This window comes from Acinetobacter soli, from assembly GCF_018139125.1.
In the GTDB taxonomy this organism is placed as follows: Bacteria; Pseudomonadota; Gammaproteobacteria; order Pseudomonadales; family Moraxellaceae; genus Acinetobacter; species Acinetobacter soli.
Map to the genome: position 1 here is coordinate 1296134 of NZ_CP073241.1, position 18369 is coordinate 1314502.

An 18369-nucleotide genomic window follows, 5' to 3' on the forward strand; every position below is an offset into this window, starting at 1 on the left:
ATCGAAATGTCACGAGACGACTATAACAATGGACTGAAAGTACGCACCGAAGTCATGGGCGAGCACTTTGTTAAACGTGCCCAAGACAATACTGTACCTTTTACAGCACCATTGCAGGATTGGATTAACGAACATGCATGGGGCTCGACATGGCAACGTGACGGTGTTTTACCACGCAAATACCGCTCATTGATTACTCTAGCGATGCTGACAGCACTCAAAGCTCCCACTGAACTCAAAGGTCATGTTCGCGGTGCATTGAACAATGGATGCACTGTAGAAGAAATTCAGGAAACCTTGCTGCACTCATTGCCATATTGCGGCGCACCAGCAGCACAAGAAGCGTTTCGTGCGGCGCTTGAAGTAATTGAGGAGTATCAACTCAAGCAATCTGATTAAAACAACTGGATACCGTTTCTTCCATGTCGTTTCACCAGATATAGCGCCTTATCTGCGACACCAAACCAGTCTGAGACAGACTGTGCACTCTCAGATGAGGCAATCCCGATACTGACTGTGGTAAAAAAAGCTGAATCTGTCGACAATCTAATCTGCTGTACAGCAGATTGAATGTTTTGTGCCAACTGAATAACATCCTCATCAGATCGATTCATAACAATAATCGCAAGCTCATCTCCACCAAACCGAGCCGGTGTATCTTCGGGTCCACTCATTTGTCGTAAAAGGTCTGACATCTGACTTAAAAAGTAATCACCTTCATCGTGACCATAGTTATCGTTGATGTGTTTGAAATAATCTACATCCAGAAGCATTAAATGTGCGGTCACGCTACTATTTTGCGTCTGAGCAAAAGTGGTTGCTAAACGCTGCTCAAACAATCTTCGATTGGGAATTTGTAATCGGGGATCTATTAACGCAATACGCTCATATTCATGATTTTTATCAATTAATTGGATTGCCAGATTACGGGTGAGCACACTTAGCGACATCAAATAGATCGTCGCCAATGGTAATGACCACCACACCATTTGGGGGCTCAACGCGAGATTTAGCTTAAAGCCAGCCAATCCCCACACCATAATCAGTGTAATAAATAGTGCGATGAGCGAAGGTCTTAGAATCTTCCATCCACCCGCTGCATATCGATCTGAAATTAAAATTGCCAATAATATCAACGAGGGAAAAGGACTCAATTGCATCATTGCGATCCAGAAGCCACCCAATGCACCGTCAATAATCAAACTGATATTGGTTGAGCGCACCGCATTTGAGGAATTCATCGCAATCACATAGGCAGTTAAAGGCCAAATCAATGCATTAAAAGCCAATAAGACATAAAACTCGTATTGATAATTTAAAAAATACAAAACCGATGCGATTGACATGAAGCACAGCAATGAGCCAACTTGACGCATTACAAAGATTCGAAAAACGTAACGTTTTCGACGCGTCATTAAAATTGTGTTGTCCGTTTTTATGTATGGCATGATCGGCTGCTATATAAAAATTGAAAGTAACTGCCTATACGTTCTGAAAAAGTAAATCCATCACTTTTGTCATTATTAATTCTAACTGTCTTTTTAGAGAAATATAATAGCTTTACTTCATAATTCCATTTTTTTAATATGCGATATCCAAAAACCTGATATATATCACATATTATTCAATGAGATTGAATCCTACAGCCAAACTAAAAAATTACGATAAATATTTATCATTTTGCTTAATACCAAAGTAATTTAAATTTTTTTACATAAAACACGTACAGCATGTACAGATTGTTCATGATCATGCAACACATCAGATCGCGTGTTCGTCTTAAACTTATAATCAATTGATATTTAATTAGTTTAAGCACAGTTAAAACAGCCAAATTTGCCATTTTGATTGCGCAACAAACTGATTATTGGTTCGATTTTATGCTTATGTTCTCTAAACATCACTTTACTTTGTCAAAAAGCTAAAGTGAGTTTAACCACAAGGAACCGTTGATTCATGTCTAGAAAAACAACAACACCACTCGGTATTGATGATGTCGAGATTGTCGACTACGACAAGACCAAAAAAGCCATTAAGGCTGCAGCTCTGGGGAATGCAATCGAATGGTTTGATTTTGGTGTATACGGCTACGTCGCCTATATCTTAGGTAAAGTATTTTTCCCAAATGCTTCACCCAGTGTTCAAATGATTGCAGCACTGGCCACTTTCTCTATTCCTTTTATTTTCAGGCCTCTTGGGGGGCTTTTTTTTGGTCGTTTAGGCGATAAATATGGCCGGCAAAAAGTTTTAGCGATCACCATTATCATCATGTCTGTGAGTACTTTTGGTATTGGCTTAATTCCCTCTTATGAAAGCATTGGAATATGGGCACCAATTTTACTGTTAATTGTGAAAATTGCGCAGGGCTTTTCCGTAGGCGGTGAGTATGCAGGCGCCGCAATCTTTGTGGCCGAGTATTCTCCAGACCGTAAACGCGGCTTCATGGGGAGCTGGCTAGATTTTGGCTCTATTTTGGGTTTTGTGGTCGGTGCAGGTGTTGTTTCAGTCATTAGCTTCGCCGTAGGCGAAAATGCCTTTATGGAATGGGGCTGGAGAATTCCGTTTTATCTTGCACTGCCTTTGGGTCTGATTGGATTGTATTTACGCCATAGCTTAGATGAAACACCTACATTTCAAGCCCATACTGAAACCCAAAGTCAATTAAAAAAACCGAAAAAAATTGGATTTATGCAAATCTTGCGTCAGCATAAACGTAGTTTAATGGTGTGCGTGGGTCTGGTTATTTGTACCAATGTCACCTACTACATGCTACTTACGTATTTGCCTAGCTACTTTTCGCATAACTTAGGCTATTCAGAAGATCATGGCGTGCTGATCATTATCGCAGTTATGGTGGGTATGTTATTTGTACAGCCTTTTGTGGGTATGCTGAGCGATAAAATCGGACGTAGACCATTTGTATTTGCGGGCAGTATTGCGCTTGTGTTGTTTGCTTATCCTGCATTTGTATTACTCGATACCAACAACACCCTATTGATCTTTTTAGGCTTGTTAATTTTAGCGCTGTCATTAAATATGTTGATTGGTGTAATGGCATCTACCCTGCCTGCATTATTTCCAACCGAAATCCGCTATAGCGCGCTTGCAATTGCCTTTAATATTTCTGTTGTCATTGCCGGTTTGACGCCAACCATTACAGCCACTTTGGTTGAAACCACACATAATATTATGATTCCGGCTTATTATCTGATGGTCTGTGGTGTATTTGGAATTATCACCGCAATTTATCTGAAAGAAACGGCCAATCTACCATTAAAAGGCGCAACGCCAATGGCAGTGGATAGCGATGAAGCGGAAGAGTTACTTGAGCAATATCACGGTAATATTGAACAAAAAATCGAGCAAATTGATGAGCAAATTGATGAGTTGCAAAAAAAACGCGACAAACTTGCTAAACAACATCCAGATATCGATTAAGTCATATAAAAAAGTGGGCAATATTGCCCACTTTTTTAATGCGATTTAAAAGAATATTTTAGTTTAACTTGGCCGAATGCATCAGTTGAACCCGACGATCATCGATCAGGATCACTTGTCGGCAAATGCCCTCGGCCTTGCGCTGATGCTCAAATACGAGCTTTGGCATTGGGTCAAAACTATCAAAAAAACAGATCTCTTGATCGTCAATACTATATACCAAAGACTGATTTCCTACTCCATCCAGCGTGTCATACGACACAATGGCCATTTTGCCCTGTTCGATTGCTGTTTGAATCGCCTCGTAGGAGATTGCAGGTTCTATAGCAATATCACGCGTACGTGCTTCCTGATAAAGCTTGCGTTCACTGGCATCGATATGCGGATCTTCATCGGTATAAAAAGCCACCTGAAAGCCAAGCGTGTCGAGTGCCACTGCCAATGCAATGGTAAAAGTACCCTGCTCCGGATCGTGCTGACATAATCTTGCAATTTCGCCAACATCCATTTCAATACCGTGATGTTGAAACAGCATCCATAAAGAAAAAACCCCACAATTGGCCTCAAGATGAAGTAATGATTCAGGAATATTTAAAGCCATCGAATTGAGCTCGCTGTTTATTTATGCGAATCATACACAAAACAGCGTTGGCACTATAGTGATTTCCAAGTACAATACTTCACTAGTCGAGGGATGCTGCGACGATTGATTGGCACTAAAAATCAATTCGCCAGGCTCGACGATCGGTCAATTGAAAGTGCTTGCACCAACTGACCAACAACGGCATCCGCGAACTGAATGATCAATATTTGTTTTTTAATAGGAGATCGTGATGAACGCGGTTAATGCTTCATTTACTGATTATAAAGTTGCTGACATCTCTTTAGCAGAATACGGCCGTAAAGAAATTAAACTTGCAGAAGCTGAAATGCCAGCTTTGATTGGTTTGCGTAAGCGTTATGCAGCAGACAAACCACTTGCAGGTGCAAAAATTCTGGGTTGTATTCACATGACCATCCAGACTGCTGTACTTATCGAGACTTTGGTTGAACTTGGTGCAGAAGTACGTTGGACATCATGCAATATTTTCTCGACACAAGATCATGCAGCAGCAGCAATTGCGGCGCGTGGTATTCCTGTATTTGCATGGAAAGGCGAGACGGAAGAAGAATACAACTGGTGTCTTGAACAGCAGATCAATGTGAACGGCAAACCATGGGATGCCAACATGATCCTGGACGATGGCGGTGACTTAACTGCACTTGTTCACACCAACTACCCTGCGCTTTTAGACCGTATTCACGGGATTACAGAAGAAACCACGACAGGTGTTCAGCGTCTGCTCGAAATGTGGAAAGATGGCAGCCTGAAAGTACCTGCAATCAATGTAAATGATTCTGTGACCAAGTCAAAAAATGACAATAAATACGGTTGCCGCCACTCTCTAAACGATGCAATCAAACGTGCAACCGATATGTTTTTATCTGGCCGCCGTGCATTAGTGATTGGCTATGGCGACGTAGGTAAAGGTTCTGCTCAATCGCTTCGTCAAGAAGGCATGATTGTACGTGTGACTGAAGTCGACCCGATTTGTGCAATGCAAGCCTGCATGGACGGTTACGAAGTCGTTTCACCGTACAAAAACGGTATTCAAACGGGTAAAAAAGAAGACATCAACCTTGATCTTCTTCAAAACACCGATTTGATTGTAACCACAACTGGTAACTACCATGTTTGTGATGCTGCAATGCTTGATACTTTAAAAGCGGGCGCAGTGGTATGTAACATCGGTCATTTTGATACCGAAATTGATACAAACTACTTACGCGGCTATAAGTGGGTTGAAGTGAAGCCACAAGTTCACCAAGTTTACCGCACAGAAAACGACCAAGATTACTTGATCTTGCTTTCTGAAGGCCGTCTGGTTAACTTAGGCAACGCGACTGGTCACCCTTCACGTGTAATGGATGGTTCATTTGCAAACCAAGTATTGGGTCAAATGCATTTGTTCCAAGAAAAATTTGCTGATCTTCCTGCTGAAGAAAAAGCGGCAAAAATTCGTGTAGAAGTACTACCGAAGAAACTTGACGAAGAAGTTGCTGCTGCAATGGTGGTTGGCTTTGGTGGTGTGCTTACACAACTGACAAATGTTCAGGCCGACTATCTGGGTGTACCAGTTGAAGGTCCATACAAGTCTGACGCTTATAAGTACTAAGAAATATAGGGCAGACGTTTAACGGACTGCCCTTTTTTCTGGTATCGTTTCAGTGAGTTAAAAGGATTTGATGATGACCAAACGTGTTCCAATTTCATTTGAGTTTTTCCCACCTAAAACAGATATTGGTGCTGAAAAGTTAATTACAGTACACCAAGATCTACAGCAGCTTCAGCCAGAGTTTTTTTCGATTACATATGGTGCAGGCGGTTCAACACGTGAGCGTACCCTTGCAGCAATCAAAGAATTCAATAGTAAAGGCACGCCTGTTGCACCACATTTGTCGTGTATTGGCGATGATAAAGCCAGAATTGCCGAATTGCTTGATTTATATGTTGCGCAAGGGATTAACAAAATTGTGGCATTACGTGGTGATCTACCTTCAGGTCAGGTGGGTTTAGGCGAACTGCCGTATGCTCAAGATCTGGTTAGATTTATACGCGAGCATTCTGGTGATCATTTTCATATTGAAGTTGCAGCCTATCCTGAAATGCACCCTCAGGCAGAAACATTCGATCAAGATATTCAGCGTTTTACTGAAAAAGTCAATGCAGGCGCAAATTCTGCGATTACACAGTTTTTCTTTAATCCAGATGCGTATTTTTACTTTTTAGATCGCCTTCAAAATCAAGGCATTACCATTCCGGTCGCTCCGGGAATTATGCCGATTACCAATGCCAGTAATTTGATACGTTTTGCTGACGGTACCGGTGCAGAAATACCGCGCTGGATTCGTAAACAACTACAAGCATACGGCGATGATAGCCGCAGTATCAGAGCATTTGGTCATGAAGTGATCCTGAAACTCTGTGAGCGCCTCATCAATGGCGGCGCACCAAGTTTGCATTTTTACACCATGAACACCACAGAACCTACTCGCCAACTCGTTGTTGATTTAGGTTTGAACTAACTTTTTTGAGTCACATCCCAATGAACCGTTTTTTTATCGAAGCAGATCTTCACGTCGACACGCAACTCTTGTTAACCGAGTCTGTATTTCATCATTGGGTTCGTGTGTTGCGCGCACAATTGAATGATCAGGCTGTTTTTTTTAATGGTCAGGGCGGTGAATATCATGTCCGCCTTATTGAAATCAATAAAAAAAATGCCACTGTACAAGTCGAGGCATTTGATGCAACGGATCGTAGCCCACGCTTTAAAGCCTTGCTTGGGCAGGTCATGAGTAAAGGCGATCGTATGGATTATGCAATTCAGAAAGCAACTGAATTGGGGGTCGATCAGATTCAACTTCTTACCAGTGAACGCTGTGAGATGCGTCTAAAATACGATCGTGATCAAAAGAAGCTGGATCATTGGCAAAGTGTAGCAATCGCGGCATGTGAACAATGCGGTTTAAATCGTGTGCCTCAAATTTTAGCACCCATTGCACTTCATGAATGGTTGCAGTCTGATTCACTTCCAGCGACCAAATTGGTACTGGCCCCCGAAAAAGAGCAATCCCCCGTTTTGCAACATGCAAATCAGGCACTGGCTTTACTGATTGGCCCCGAGGGTGGCTTGAGCGAATCTGAAATCAGTGCGGCCAATCAAGCAGGCTTCATCAACTGGTGTATTGGTGAGCGTGTACTACGCACGGAAACCGCACCTGTAGTTGCTTTATCAATTTTGAACTATCACTTTAGTGCTTAACATTTTGGTGATCTAATCACCTCAACTTCATATTCAACAAGCGATGCGCTATTAATCGCTAAAATCTATAAGTTAGATCACGCAGGGCTTTTTTCAAAAAAAAATCTGGTCAGTGTGGTCTGACCTCGCTATACAGGTAAAGGCGAACTTTATTGAATTTTGATATTTTTTGACTGTGAGAAGTATCGAACTAATGATATATTCGATTGAATTTAGCCCATTACACCCCCTGTATTTGACTAGTTAAACACTTGTAACAACCGAGACTCAGATGGACGATCAATCATTAAAACAGGCTGCTTTGTATTACCACGAAAACCCAACTCCGGGGAAAATCAGCGTTACGCCGAGTAAGCAGCTTGTCAATCAGCATGACTTAGCACTTGCATACTCACCTGGCGTTGCGGCTCCATGTTTAGAGATTGAACGTGATCCTTCAGCTGCTGCAAAATATACGGCACGTGGTAACTTGGTCGCCGTTGTCAGTAATGGTACTGCTGTTTTAGGTCTAGGCAATATCGGACCTTTGGCATCTAAGCCAGTGATGGAAGGTAAAGGCGTTTTATTTAAAAAATTCGCTGGTGTAGATGTATTTGACATCGAAATTGATGAAAATGATCCAGATAAAATTGTGGATATTGTTGCAGCGTTAGAACCTACTTTTGGTGGGATCAACCTAGAAGACATCAAAGCGCCAGAATGTTTTTATATCGAGAAAAAACTTCGTGAACGCATGAACATTCCTGTGTTTCATGACGATCAGCATGGAACAAGTATTATTGTCGGTTCTGCCCTATTAAATGCACTTCAAATCGTCAACAAAAAGATTGAAGACATTAAAATTGTGGCATCAGGCGCAGGTGCAGCGGCACTTTCTTGCCTAGATTTACTTTGTGCTATTGGCGTAAATAAAGAAAATATCATCGTTGCGGACTCACGCGGCCTAATCACAACTTCTCGTGACGGCTTGGACGATTCCAAAAAGCGTTATGTTCAAGACATTACTGCCACTCAACTTCACGAAGTGATGGCGGGAGCAGATATGTTCCTTGGCCTTTCAGCTGCGGGTATTCTCACCAAAGAAATGGTGAAGGTGATGGCTGAAAATCCAATCATCTTTGCTTTGGCCAACCCAGATCCTGAAATTTTACCTGAAGATGCGCATGCTGTGCGTCCAGATGTCATTATGGCAACTGGTCGTTCAGACTATCCAAACCAAGTAAACAACGCACTGTGCTTCCCGTACATTTTCCGTGGCGCATTGGATGTGGGCGCAACCACAATTAATGAAGATATGAAGATTGCTTGTGTACACGCGATTGCGCGTATGGCACACATTGAAGCCGATGCTGCAACTTACGGTGAGAAATCAGCATCTTTTGGTCGTGATTACCTCATTCCACGCCCGCTTGATCAACGTTTGATTCTTGAAATTGCACCTGCCGTAGCAAAAGCAGCAATGGATTCTGGCGTAGCGACTCGTCCAATCGAAGATTTTTCTGCGTATCGCCAAAAACTGTCTGAGTTTGTATATAACTCAGCGTTTATTATGAAGCCTATTTTCTCTCAGGCAAAAACCGATCCTAAACGTATCGCATATGCTGAAGGTGAAGATTACCGCGTGTTACGTACAGCACAAATTGCAGTGGATGACGGTATTGCCTTCCCTGTTTTGGTTGGTCGTACTGCTGTCATTGAAGCCAATATCAAAAAATTGGGTCTTCGCTTGGAAAATGGCGTAAACGTTGAAATTGTTGACCAAGAAAATAATCCGCTTTACGAAGAGTTCTGGAAAGATTACTACCAGATTATGCAGCGTAAAGGCGTGACTGTTGAATATGCTCAACGTGAAGCTCGTCGCCGCTCGACCTTAATTGCAGCGATGCTGGTGAAGTTTGGTAAAGCAGACGGCATGCTTTGCGGTACTTATAGTAGCTACGATATTCATTTAGACTTTGTTAGCAACATTATTGGGCTTAAAGAAGGTTCAAATACGTTCTTCACTCTCAATGCCTTGATGCTTGAAGATCGTAACTTGTTTATTGCAGATACTTATGTCAATACCAATCCAAGCGCAGAACAACTGGTCGAAATGACTATTCTGGCAGCTGAAGAAGTGCGTCGTTTTGGTATTACACCACGTGTTGCACTCCTTTCACATTCAAGCTTTGGTAGCAATCAGCATGATCCAAGCGCGCAAAAAATGCGTGAAGTGCATCGTTTACTCAGTGAACGTGCGCCTGAGCTTGAAGTTGAAGGCGAAATGCACGGTGATGCAGCACTTGATGAGAGCATTCGTCATTCTGCATTCCCAAGCTCAAGCTTTAAAGGTTCTGCAAACTTGTTGATCATGCCAAATCTTGATGCGGCAAACATTTCGTTTAACCTGTTAAAAGCAACGTCTGGTAACAACGTGACGATTGGCCCAATTTTGCTTGGTGCTGCAAAACCTGTACATATCTTGACGCCAACAGCAACAACACGTCGTGTGTTAAACATGACTGCCTTGACTGTAGCAGAAATTCAGCAAAGTGAAGCATAAGCCTTTGCTTTATTGAAAAGCACATTTTTGTGACTTGTGAAAACCTCTGTTCTGTAGCATGATTACTTAAGGAACAGAGGTTTTTTCATGCACGTGTATTTAGTCGGCGGCGCCGTTCGAGATCAGCTTTTAGGTCATTCCTATCACGAAAAAGATTACGTGGTGGTGGGTGCAACCCCACAACAATTACTCGATCAAGGTTTTACCCCCGTGGGGAAAGATTTCCCCGTTTTTCTACATCCAAAAACAAAAGAAGAATACGCACTCGCCCGTACCGAACGTAAATCGGGAACGGGTTATCATGGTTTCAATTTTTTCACCGCGCCAGAAGTCAGTTTAGAAGACGATCTGATCCGTCGGGATTTAACCATCAATGCCATGGCCATGGACGATGCTGGAAATGTTTATGATCCCTATGGTGGCCAAGATGATTTAAATAACCGGATATTACGTCATGTATCCGGGGCATTTGTCGAAGATCCTTTACGAGTATTACGTGTAGCTCGTTTTGCAGCCCGCTATACAAAATATGGCTTTCAAATTGCCGATGAAACCTTACAACTTATGCAGCGGATCAGTGCATCTGGTGAACTTGAATGTTTAACAGCGGAACGTGTCTGGAAAGAAACATCGCGAGCACTGATGGAAGAGCACGCAGATGTTTACTTTCAGGTTTTACGCGATTGTGATGCACTCAAAGTACTTTTTCCAGAAATTGATGCGCTGTTTGGTGTACCGCAGCGGCCAGAATATCACCCCGAAATTGACTGTGGTATTCATACCTTGATGTCTTTAAGACAAGCGTGTAAAGCGAACTATTCACTCGATGTGCGTTATGCGGTACTGGTTCATGATTTAGGTAAGGCCCTCACCCCCAAAGAGATGCTACCGCGGCATATCATGCACGAAGAGCGAGGAATCCCACCTGTCGAGGCATTGTCTGATCGGTTAAAAGTATCAACACAAACCAAACAGCTTGCGCTTGCAGTATGTAAAGAACACTTAAAATGCCATCAAGCGATGTCGCTCAAGCCCGGTACGTTATGGCGTTTATTACAACGCTTAGATGTGTTACGTCGACCTGAACGTGTAGAAGCCTTTATACAAGCCTGTGAATGTGATGCACGTGGACGCCTAGGACTCGAAAATCGTCCTTATCCTCAAGCATCATTTTTATATGAGGCGATACAAGTGGTCCGCTCAATCAAGGCACAAGATTTACCCGCTGACATTAAGGGGCCGGAAATTGGCGAAATGTTGATTCAGTATCGTATTGATGCGCTTGCTTCACTTAAACAACGCCATGAGCGATCTGAACATAGCTCATAAAAAAAAGCCTCGAGTGTTCGCACTCGGGGCTTTTTTAATCAAGACAGTCACTTCTTCTGATTAATACATCATACTTTAATATGTATTCAATTCATTCCTAATTTTTTATTTTTTAATCTTTATCTATTAAATTCAATTTTATTCACAATTTAACCCAACCGAAATACTTGGTTTAAAATATTATAAAAACATAGTTAATTCTGATTAATTTACTCAGAATTATATTAATTCCAACCATTTTAATAGGATTAAAATAAAAAACCCAACTATTTTAATATGAATTAATTTCTTATCATTTAAGTTTATGATTTATATATTAATATTAAAATTTTTTAAAATAAATTATTAAATTATATTTATTTTAAATTGTTTTTATTTAATAATAAAAATAACAACTCAATCTATTTGATTAAATAATGAAATCAAATCAGAATTTAGATAAAAAGCTAATTCGAGAATTAACTTTAATATTAATCTTAAAGTTAATTCTTCTAATATCAATCAAACTTATTTGGTTTGATCATCCTACAACTCCCAAAAACTTTGACCATCACGCTGCTGAGCATATTGCTGGCAGTTTATCCTCAAGCAAGGAGACACGTTGATGATTTCAGAAAGCGTTGTCGATCTTTCGCGGTTCCAGTTTGCCATGACTGCGATGTATCATTTTTTATTTGTACCATTGACGCTTGGTCTAGCATTTCTGCTGGCGATTATGGAAACCACTTATGTGATTTCTGGCAAACAAATCTATAAGGATATGACCCAGTTTTGGGGAAAACTTTTCGGGATTAATTTTGCGCTCGGTGTTACCACAGGTCTAACAATGGAGTTTCAGTTCGGAACCAATTGGGCATACTATTCTCATTATGTTGGAGACATTTTTGGCGCACCTTTGGCAATCGAAGGTTTAATGGCTTTTTTCCTTGAATCAACCTTTATTGGCCTGTTTTTCTTTGGATGGGACAGATTATCTAAAGTTCAACACCTTGCTGTCACGTGGCTCGTCGCGATTGGTTCCAATATGTCAGCATTGTGGATTTTAGTCGCCAATGGCTGGATGCAAAATCCTGTGGGTGCAGCATTTAATTATCAAACAATGCGCATGGAGCTCGTCGATTTCTCAGCATTAATTTTCAACCCTGTTGCACAGGTCAAGTTTGTTCATACGGTGTCTGCTGGTTATGTCACAGGCGCCGTATTTGTGCTGGCCATTTCAAGCTATTATTTACTTAAAAAACGCGACCTTCCCTTTGCACGCCGTTCTTTTGCAATTGCTGCCATTTTTGGCATGGCCTCAATTTTGTCGGTCATATTGCTTGGAGACGAGTCAGGCTATGAACTAGGTGATGTACAAAAAACCAAACTTGCTGCAATTGAATCTGAATGGGAAACTCAAGCGGCTCCAGCAAGTTTTACGCTCTTTGGTATTCCAAATCAGACAGAAATGCGAACCGATTATGCAATCAAAATACCTTATGCATTAGGTTTGATTGCAACACGATCAACCACAGAGCAAGTGACCGGCATTCAGGACTTAATGCGCCAGCATGAAATTCGGATTCGAAATGGTATGCATGCTTATCGAGATTTAGAGCAGTTGCGCGCTGGCGAACGTTCATTAAAAGTATTGACCTCTTTTGAGAAAAACCAAAAAGATCTCGGTTATGGTCTGTTACTGAAAAAATATGCACCCAATGTTGTTGATGCCTCTGAAGCAGAAATCAAAATGGCGGTTAAAGATTCAATTCCAAATGTAAAAGCCTTGTTTTTCTCATTTCGTGCCATGGTTGCAGCAGGCATGCTGATGTTGCTGCTGTTTATTTTAGCCGCTTGGGCCGTTGCAAAACGCAATGCAGAAAACAAACCTTGGCTACTCAAATTTGCGCTTTTCGCTCTTCCTTTACCTTGGATTGCTGCACAAACAGGCTGGTATGTCGCAGAAGGCGGCCGTCAACCTTGGACAATTGGTGAAGTATTACCAACCCATTTATCAGCTTCAACTTTAACTTCACATGATGTATGGGGATCAATCCTAGCGCTTGCAACGTTTTATACCGTTTTACTGATTATTGAGATGTATTTAATGATCAAATTTGCGCGACTAGGCCCAAGTGCTTTGCACACAGGCAAATATCACTTTGAACAGCCACAGCCGCAAAGGTTCTCGACTGGTGAGGTAAAATCATAATGGAATACGAACTATTAAAAATCATTTGGTGGGTTTTGGTTGGCGTATTACTCATCGGATTTGCACTGACAGATGGCTTTGATATGGGGGCTATGGCCATCATGCCTTTCGTTGGTAAAACGGATACTGAAAGACGTAGTGCAATCAATACAATTGCTCCGCATTGGGATGGCAATCAGGTCTGGTTTATTACTGCAGGGGGTGCATTATTTGCTGCTTGGCCTATGGTCTACGCTGTCGCATTTTCAGGTCTATACTGGGCATTACTCTTGGTCTTATTTGCGCTTTTTTTAAGACCGGTGGGGTTCGATTATCGTTCTAAGCTCGAAAATACGACATGGCGTAATGCGTGGGACTGGGCGCTTTGTATTGGAGGTGCAGTACCTGCTTTAGTTTTTGGTATTGCATTTGGCAATCTCTTTTTGGGAATTCCATTTAATCTTGACGATACCTTACGCTCCACATATAGCGGTAGCTTTTTTGGTTTATTAAATCCATTTGCGCTGCTGTGCGGTGTGGTTAGCCTCTCTATGCTATGTGCACATGGTGGATCATGGCTGATGCTTCGTACAGAGGGTGATCTGCATAAGCGTGCAGCGCGGGCAACACGTTATATGTCTATCGTTTTTCTGATGGGTTTTATTGTTGCAGGCGTTTGGCTTTTTATGGGTCATATTAACGGTTATAGCTTCGCAAGTCATATAAATACTAACGCCGCTTTAAATCCTCTTGCAAAAGTTGTAGTGACCACTGCAAATCCTGGCTGGATGAATAACTACCATACTTATCCGGTCACATTGCTTGCTCCCCTCATCGCCATTTTAGGTGCATTGCTGGCGACTGGTGGCAGCGTAATAAATAAAGCAGGTTTAAGTTTTACCGGAACCAGCCTGAGTATTATCGGATGCATTCTAACTGCTGGCTTTGCGCTCTTTCCTTTTTTACTGCCATCGAGTGTTCAGCCAAATTCGAGTTTAACGCTTTGGGATGCTGTCTCTAGCCAAAAAACATTGGGCGTTATGACCATTGCGGCCTGTATCTTTGTACCACTCATTTTGCTATATACCGCGTGGTCGTATTACAAAATGTGGGGCGTCATCACCAATCAACATGTTGAATCTCATTCACATCATTTGTATTAAGACGGAGAACGCTTATGTGGTACTTTGCATGGATTTTAGGAATATTGATGGCCTGTTTTGCCAGTGTATTAGGGGCACTTTATATTGAACATCATCAGAATCTCGATGAGGATTAGATCATGTCAGTCGATATATCCACTCCTTTATGTCATCGATTCATAAGCTGGACTAGACTGATCTCATTTTTAATGGCTTTACCACTGGCCGCAATCATGATGGTCTATCCGAATCTCATGCTTGATCAATATGGAAATTATAGTCACGGTGCTTTAACACTGATCATGTTTGGGATTTGCGGTGGATTTGTTCATGGCGTGGGATTTATTCCAAAATTTTGGCTTTGGAAACTGCTCTTTAGCCCGTTAATTTCTTGGCCACTCATGCTGTTGGGCTACGTACTATGGTATATACCCTAGAACTTATTTATCCACCCTGCTTAGGGAGGGTGGATAATTTAAATAGATTTATATAGATGAATCAACTCAATCGGCACACATGGTACGCCGACATCTGCATCAACCGGATAAGGTTCTGTATGGCCGCTTTTGATATAGCCTGCACGCAAATAAAATGCGATAAGCTCAGTCCTGACATCTAGTACATACATTTCAAAAATTTTCAGATTTGGATACTTCTGAAGCGCATAGGCTTCAGCCAAAGATAGTACTTGTCGTCCTAATCCTAAATTTTGATATGCTGGTGCTACGCAATAAGTGCCAATTTCAACCCGATCTTTGTTAGAGCTTAAGGCCAGACAAGCAACAGTAACAGGACTATGCTGGCTTGCAGTGAAAATTTCTCCAACCAAAAGCGTTACGTTGCTCTTATAAAAGAGCTGCTTCAACTGATCGAAATCAATACGCTGCCCTTGTACCAGCCCTTGCTCTGAGGTCCAGCTACGCTGTCCGCCAGCTCGATACGATTGATTAATGATCTCGACTAAAGTTGTTAGGTCGTCAGGTTGTGCTTCTCGAATAGTGAGGTTGTGCATGCGCTATTTACACAAAAATTCATACCCTCAAACTACTCTAAATGCACTTTAATTCCAACAAAATTCAGTCAGTTATTTATTTACTGTGCTTGCTCTGCCAACCAGGCCATAAATTTTTGACGTTCAGCGTTGGAGGACTTTTTCCAAACATCAACTAAACTCTGGCCACTAGCAGCAACCGAAGCCGTATTTGCTGTATGAACCGTTGTGTAGACAGGTGCAGGCTGCTGAATCGCTGTTGTCTTTTTTTGCGTCAGATCATAGGCTTTACCAAAAATACCACCACTTAACCAAGGCTTAGATTGTGTATTGGCACCTGTTTGCTGAACAAGCAATTGATTGGCACTGTTATACAAACCAATGGTCGGTTGTTCGGCATATTTTTTGGCAGCCTCAAACTCTTGAGGTGCATTGATCAATGCAAGGCGATAGGTTTGATTGTCTTGTAGTGCAGGTGTTTTCAATGTAATTACACCTGACTTTAAAATGTCATGCTCACCATCATTATGACCAAAGTAGCCTTGATAACGAACACTTAGGCTATTTTCACCTGAATCGACTTTAAACACATTTTTAGTGCCACGAAATAGTCCGCTATTCACTTCTTGATCATTGACAGCAAGAATTACAATTTCTTCTGGTGTGGTCAATGTTGCAGCTGCGAACACAGAGCTGCTTAGCATCAATCCCAGTACAGCAGCAGTTAATCTAAATGTCATGGCCTACCTTCTTTTGGATCATTTTTTCGATTCAGTGCAGGCACTATGCAACGAGAGCATGACAATTTTATGACACTTATGCGAATTAACTGATGATTAGTTCAATAAATCTCTTTATAAAAAAAGAGCATCCTAGATGCTCTTTTTTTATATTCAATATGAATTAGTTAAAGGTTTTAAAACGCTCTTCATCATTCATAAATGTTTTTTCACCCGCTGGTGCTTCAATTGAACCAAATACCAGTTGTGCACGAAGCTTCCAGTTCGCTGGAACGTCAAAAGTTTGTGCAACTTCTTCATCAATAATTGGGTTGTAGTGCTGTAAAGATGCGCCAATGTTATGATCTGCAAGCGCAGTCCATGTCGCAAATTGTGCAATTGCAGACGAATGTTCAGACCATACTGGGAAATTATCAGCGTAAGCAGCGAATTGCTCTTGTAACCCTTTAATCACAGCCTGATCTTCATAAAACAATGCTGTACCAAAACCTGCAGCAAAGCTATCAATCTTGGCATTGGTCCCTTCAAATGCATCTGCTGGTACGATTTTACGTAGTGTTTCACGTACGATATTCCAGAACTGATGGTGTGACTCACCAAATAAAATCACGACACGTGATGACTGTGAGTTAAATGAAGACGGGCTATGTTTTACGGCATCTTTAATGATGTCTTCGATCTGGTGTTGCTCTAAGGCAACATTTTTACCAATGGCATAGATTGAGCGGCGTTCTTTAATTTTGTCTAAAAATGAAACCATTTTTTGTGTCCTATCGATTTAAGGCACGCAGGCCAGTTGTCTTTGAATGAGTCAAGTTTATCGAGGTCATATGTTGAAATCAGTATTAAATGTACGACATATCGTTTTATTTATAGGACAATTTTATATTATTAAGCAGATTGAAACAAAAACTCCACATAATGTGGAGTTTTGAAATCAAACTAAGCGATTTGTTACTTCTCAGTTTCAAATAACGCTGCAACAAATGATTTAGCAGAAAAAGGACGCAAATCATCAATTTTCTCACCCACACCAATAAAGCGAATGGGTACGTGAGTACGACTTGCAATATTGAAAAGTACACCACCCTTTGCAGTTCCATCCAGCTTCGTGATGGTCAGTCCTGTTAATCCAACGGCTTGATCAAACTCTTGCACTTGATTAATCGCATTTTGACCTGTTCCGGCATCAACCACCAACATGATTTCATGCGGTGCAGTTGCATCAATCTTTTGCATGACACGCTTTACTTTTTTGAGCTCTTCCATCAAATTGCTCTTGTTGTGTAAACGTCCAGCCGTATCTGCAATCAGAACATCTATTCCTTTAGCACGCGCACTTTCGAAGGCATCGAAAATAACCGATGCACTGTCTGCGCCATGGCCTTGCGCTACAACTGGAATATTGTTGCGTTCACCCCAGATTTGTAATTGCTCAGTGGCAGCAGCACGGAAAGTATCGCCAGCAGCCAGCATAACTTTCTTGCCTTCGCCTTGTAAACGTTTTGCAAGTTTACCGATGGTGGTGGTTTTCCCCACACCGTTGACACCTACCATTAAAATCACATACGGCGCCTTATTCGGATCGATATGCAACGGTTTAACGCGTGGTGCAAGCAGTGCTACAAGTTCTTCTTGCAAAGCCTTATATAACGAGTGCGAATAAATCAAATCGCCACGCGCAGTTCGTTCGGTCAAGTTGGTAATAATGGTTTTGGTTGCTTCGACACCAATATCGGCCACCAGTAATTGCTCTTCAACCTCTTCGAGCAACTCATCATCAATTTCTTTACCACCAATCAGAATATTTACCATTCCGTCAGCAAGGTTCCGACGGGTTTTGGTTAAACCTTCTTTCATTCGACTGAAAAAACCACCTTTTGCTGATGTCTCTTCAGTCTGTTCAGTTTCTATTTTTTGTTCTTGTACCGCAGGTGTAGGGGCTGCGGTGAAATTTGTTGTATGAGATTCAACAATAGGCACATCAACTGCTGGTAAATTAGGTAATGTGACATCGTCATCACCGATATCAGCATCTATCAAGAATTTATTGTGCATATTGGATTGCTGTTGCATGCCGATTCCCTTGAAAAGCAGCGGGTTAAAAGCGAGAGTTTAACACAGTTTCAGCGCCATGCCTGTGAATATCTG

Annotated in this window: 18 protein-coding genes; 12 read left to right on the forward strand and 6 right to left on the reverse strand. The window is 41.6% G+C overall.

Going from position 1 to position 18369, the window contains the following annotated elements; translation table 11 throughout:
- Window positions 1-6: 6 nt before the first annotated feature.
- Window positions 7-399, forward strand: coding sequence for a carboxymuconolactone decarboxylase family protein (locus KCV09_RS05905; protein WP_151746926.1), 393 nt, complete (start codon window positions 7-9; stop codon window positions 397-399).
- Here KCV09_RS05905 and KCV09_RS05910 read toward each other — a convergent pair.
- Window positions 396-1448 carry a sensor domain-containing diguanylate cyclase gene (locus KCV09_RS05910; protein WP_119025993.1) on the reverse strand — a complete coding sequence of 351 codons (1053 nt, stop codon included), beginning with the start codon at window positions 1446-1448 and terminating at the stop codon, window positions 396-398. The genes KCV09_RS05905 and KCV09_RS05910 overlap by 4 nt on opposite strands.
- A 508-nt stretch (window positions 1449-1956) precedes the next feature.
- On the opposite strand from KCV09_RS05910, the gene proP reads away from it, so the two are divergent.
- On the forward strand, window positions 1957-3438 hold the full coding sequence (gene proP, locus KCV09_RS05915) for a glycine betaine/L-proline transporter ProP (protein ID WP_004948001.1): 1482 nt from the start codon (window positions 1957-1959) through the stop codon (window positions 3436-3438).
- Window positions 3439-3496: 58 nt separating this feature from the next.
- Here proP and KCV09_RS05920 read toward each other — a convergent pair whose 3' ends face one another.
- Window positions 3497-4039, reverse strand: a complete 543-nt coding sequence (locus KCV09_RS05920; protein ID WP_212515681.1) for a cysteine peptidase family C39 domain-containing protein — start codon at window positions 4037-4039, stop codon at window positions 3497-3499.
- Window positions 4040-4271: 232 nt separating this feature from the next.
- Between KCV09_RS05920 and ahcY the strand changes: the two genes are divergently transcribed.
- The 10 genes from ahcY (at window position 4272) to KCV09_RS05965 (ending at window position 14924) form a co-directional block, all read left to right on the forward strand.
- Window positions 4272-5654: an adenosylhomocysteinase gene (gene ahcY, locus KCV09_RS05925; protein WP_004948005.1), complete on the forward strand. Its 1383-nt coding sequence runs from the start codon at window positions 4272-4274 to the stop codon at window positions 5652-5654.
- A gap of 73 nt (window positions 5655-5727) precedes the next feature.
- Window positions 5728-6564 carry a methylenetetrahydrofolate reductase [NAD(P)H] gene (gene metF / locus KCV09_RS05930; RefSeq protein WP_151815877.1) on the forward strand — a complete coding sequence of 279 codons (837 nt, stop codon included), beginning with the start codon at window positions 5728-5730 and terminating at the stop codon, window positions 6562-6564.
- A 20-nt stretch (window positions 6565-6584) separates the two neighbouring features.
- Window positions 6585-7304, forward strand: a complete 720-nt coding sequence (locus KCV09_RS05935) for a 16S rRNA (uracil(1498)-N(3))-methyltransferase (protein ID WP_004938569.1) — start codon at window positions 6585-6587, stop codon at window positions 7302-7304.
- 271 nt (window positions 7305-7575) lie between these two features.
- Window positions 7576-9846, forward strand: coding sequence for an NADP-dependent malic enzyme (locus KCV09_RS05940; RefSeq protein ID WP_004938572.1), 2271 nt, complete (start codon window positions 7576-7578; stop codon window positions 9844-9846).
- A gap of 87 nt (window positions 9847-9933) precedes the next feature.
- A complete protein-coding gene (locus KCV09_RS05945; protein ID WP_151815876.1) occupies window positions 9934-11175 on the forward strand; it encodes a multifunctional CCA addition/repair protein in 1242 nt (413 codons plus the stop codon).
- A 416-nt stretch (window positions 11176-11591) separates the two neighbouring features.
- On the forward strand, window positions 11592-11780 hold the full coding sequence (cydP, locus tag KCV09_RS16335) for a cytochrome oxidase putative small subunit CydP (RefSeq protein ID WP_025094787.1): 189 nt from the start codon (window positions 11592-11594) through the stop codon (window positions 11778-11780).
- Window positions 11780-13366, forward strand: a complete 1587-nt coding sequence (locus KCV09_RS05950) for a cytochrome ubiquinol oxidase subunit I (protein ID WP_111811905.1) — start codon at window positions 11780-11782, stop codon at window positions 13364-13366. The genes cydP and KCV09_RS05950 overlap by 1 nt, the downstream gene beginning before the upstream one ends.
- Window positions 13363-14508 carry a cytochrome d ubiquinol oxidase subunit II gene (gene cydB, locus KCV09_RS05955; protein ID WP_151815946.1) on the forward strand — a complete coding sequence of 382 codons (1146 nt, stop codon included), beginning with the start codon at window positions 13363-13365 and terminating at the stop codon, window positions 14506-14508. Before KCV09_RS05950 ends, cydB begins: the two co-directional genes overlap by 4 nt.
- A gap of 14 nt (window positions 14509-14522) precedes the next feature.
- Complete coding sequence (gene cydX, locus KCV09_RS05960) at window positions 14523-14624, forward strand: cytochrome bd-I oxidase subunit CydX (protein WP_004938584.1); 102 nt, start codon at window positions 14523-14525, stop codon at window positions 14622-14624.
- 3 nt (window positions 14625-14627) lie between these two features.
- The gene (locus tag KCV09_RS05965; protein WP_212515682.1) at window positions 14628-14924 is read left to right on the forward strand and encodes a cyd operon YbgE family protein; all 297 of its coding nucleotides are present in this window, start codon (window positions 14628-14630) and stop codon (window positions 14922-14924) included.
- Window positions 14925-14962: 38 nt separating this feature from the next.
- Here the strand turns inward: KCV09_RS05965 and KCV09_RS05970 are convergent, their stop codons facing one another.
- The 4 genes from KCV09_RS05970 to ftsY form a co-directional block, all read right to left on the reverse strand.
- A complete protein-coding gene (locus KCV09_RS05970) occupies window positions 14963-15499 on the reverse strand; it encodes a GNAT family N-acetyltransferase (protein WP_004948023.1) in 537 nt (178 codons plus the stop codon).
- 80 nt (window positions 15500-15579) lie between these two features.
- Window positions 15580-16218, reverse strand: coding sequence for a DUF2057 family protein (locus tag KCV09_RS05975; protein ID WP_004948026.1), 639 nt, complete (start codon window positions 16216-16218; stop codon window positions 15580-15582).
- Between the two features lie 163 nt (window positions 16219-16381).
- Complete coding sequence (locus tag KCV09_RS05980) at window positions 16382-16978, reverse strand: nitroreductase family protein (protein ID WP_004948029.1); 597 nt, start codon at window positions 16976-16978, stop codon at window positions 16382-16384.
- 194 nt (window positions 16979-17172) lie between these two features.
- On the reverse strand, window positions 17173-18294 hold the full coding sequence (gene ftsY, locus KCV09_RS05985) for a signal recognition particle-docking protein FtsY (protein ID WP_004938599.1): 1122 nt from the start codon (window positions 18292-18294) through the stop codon (window positions 17173-17175).
- Between the last annotated feature and the right edge of the window lie 75 nt (window positions 18295-18369).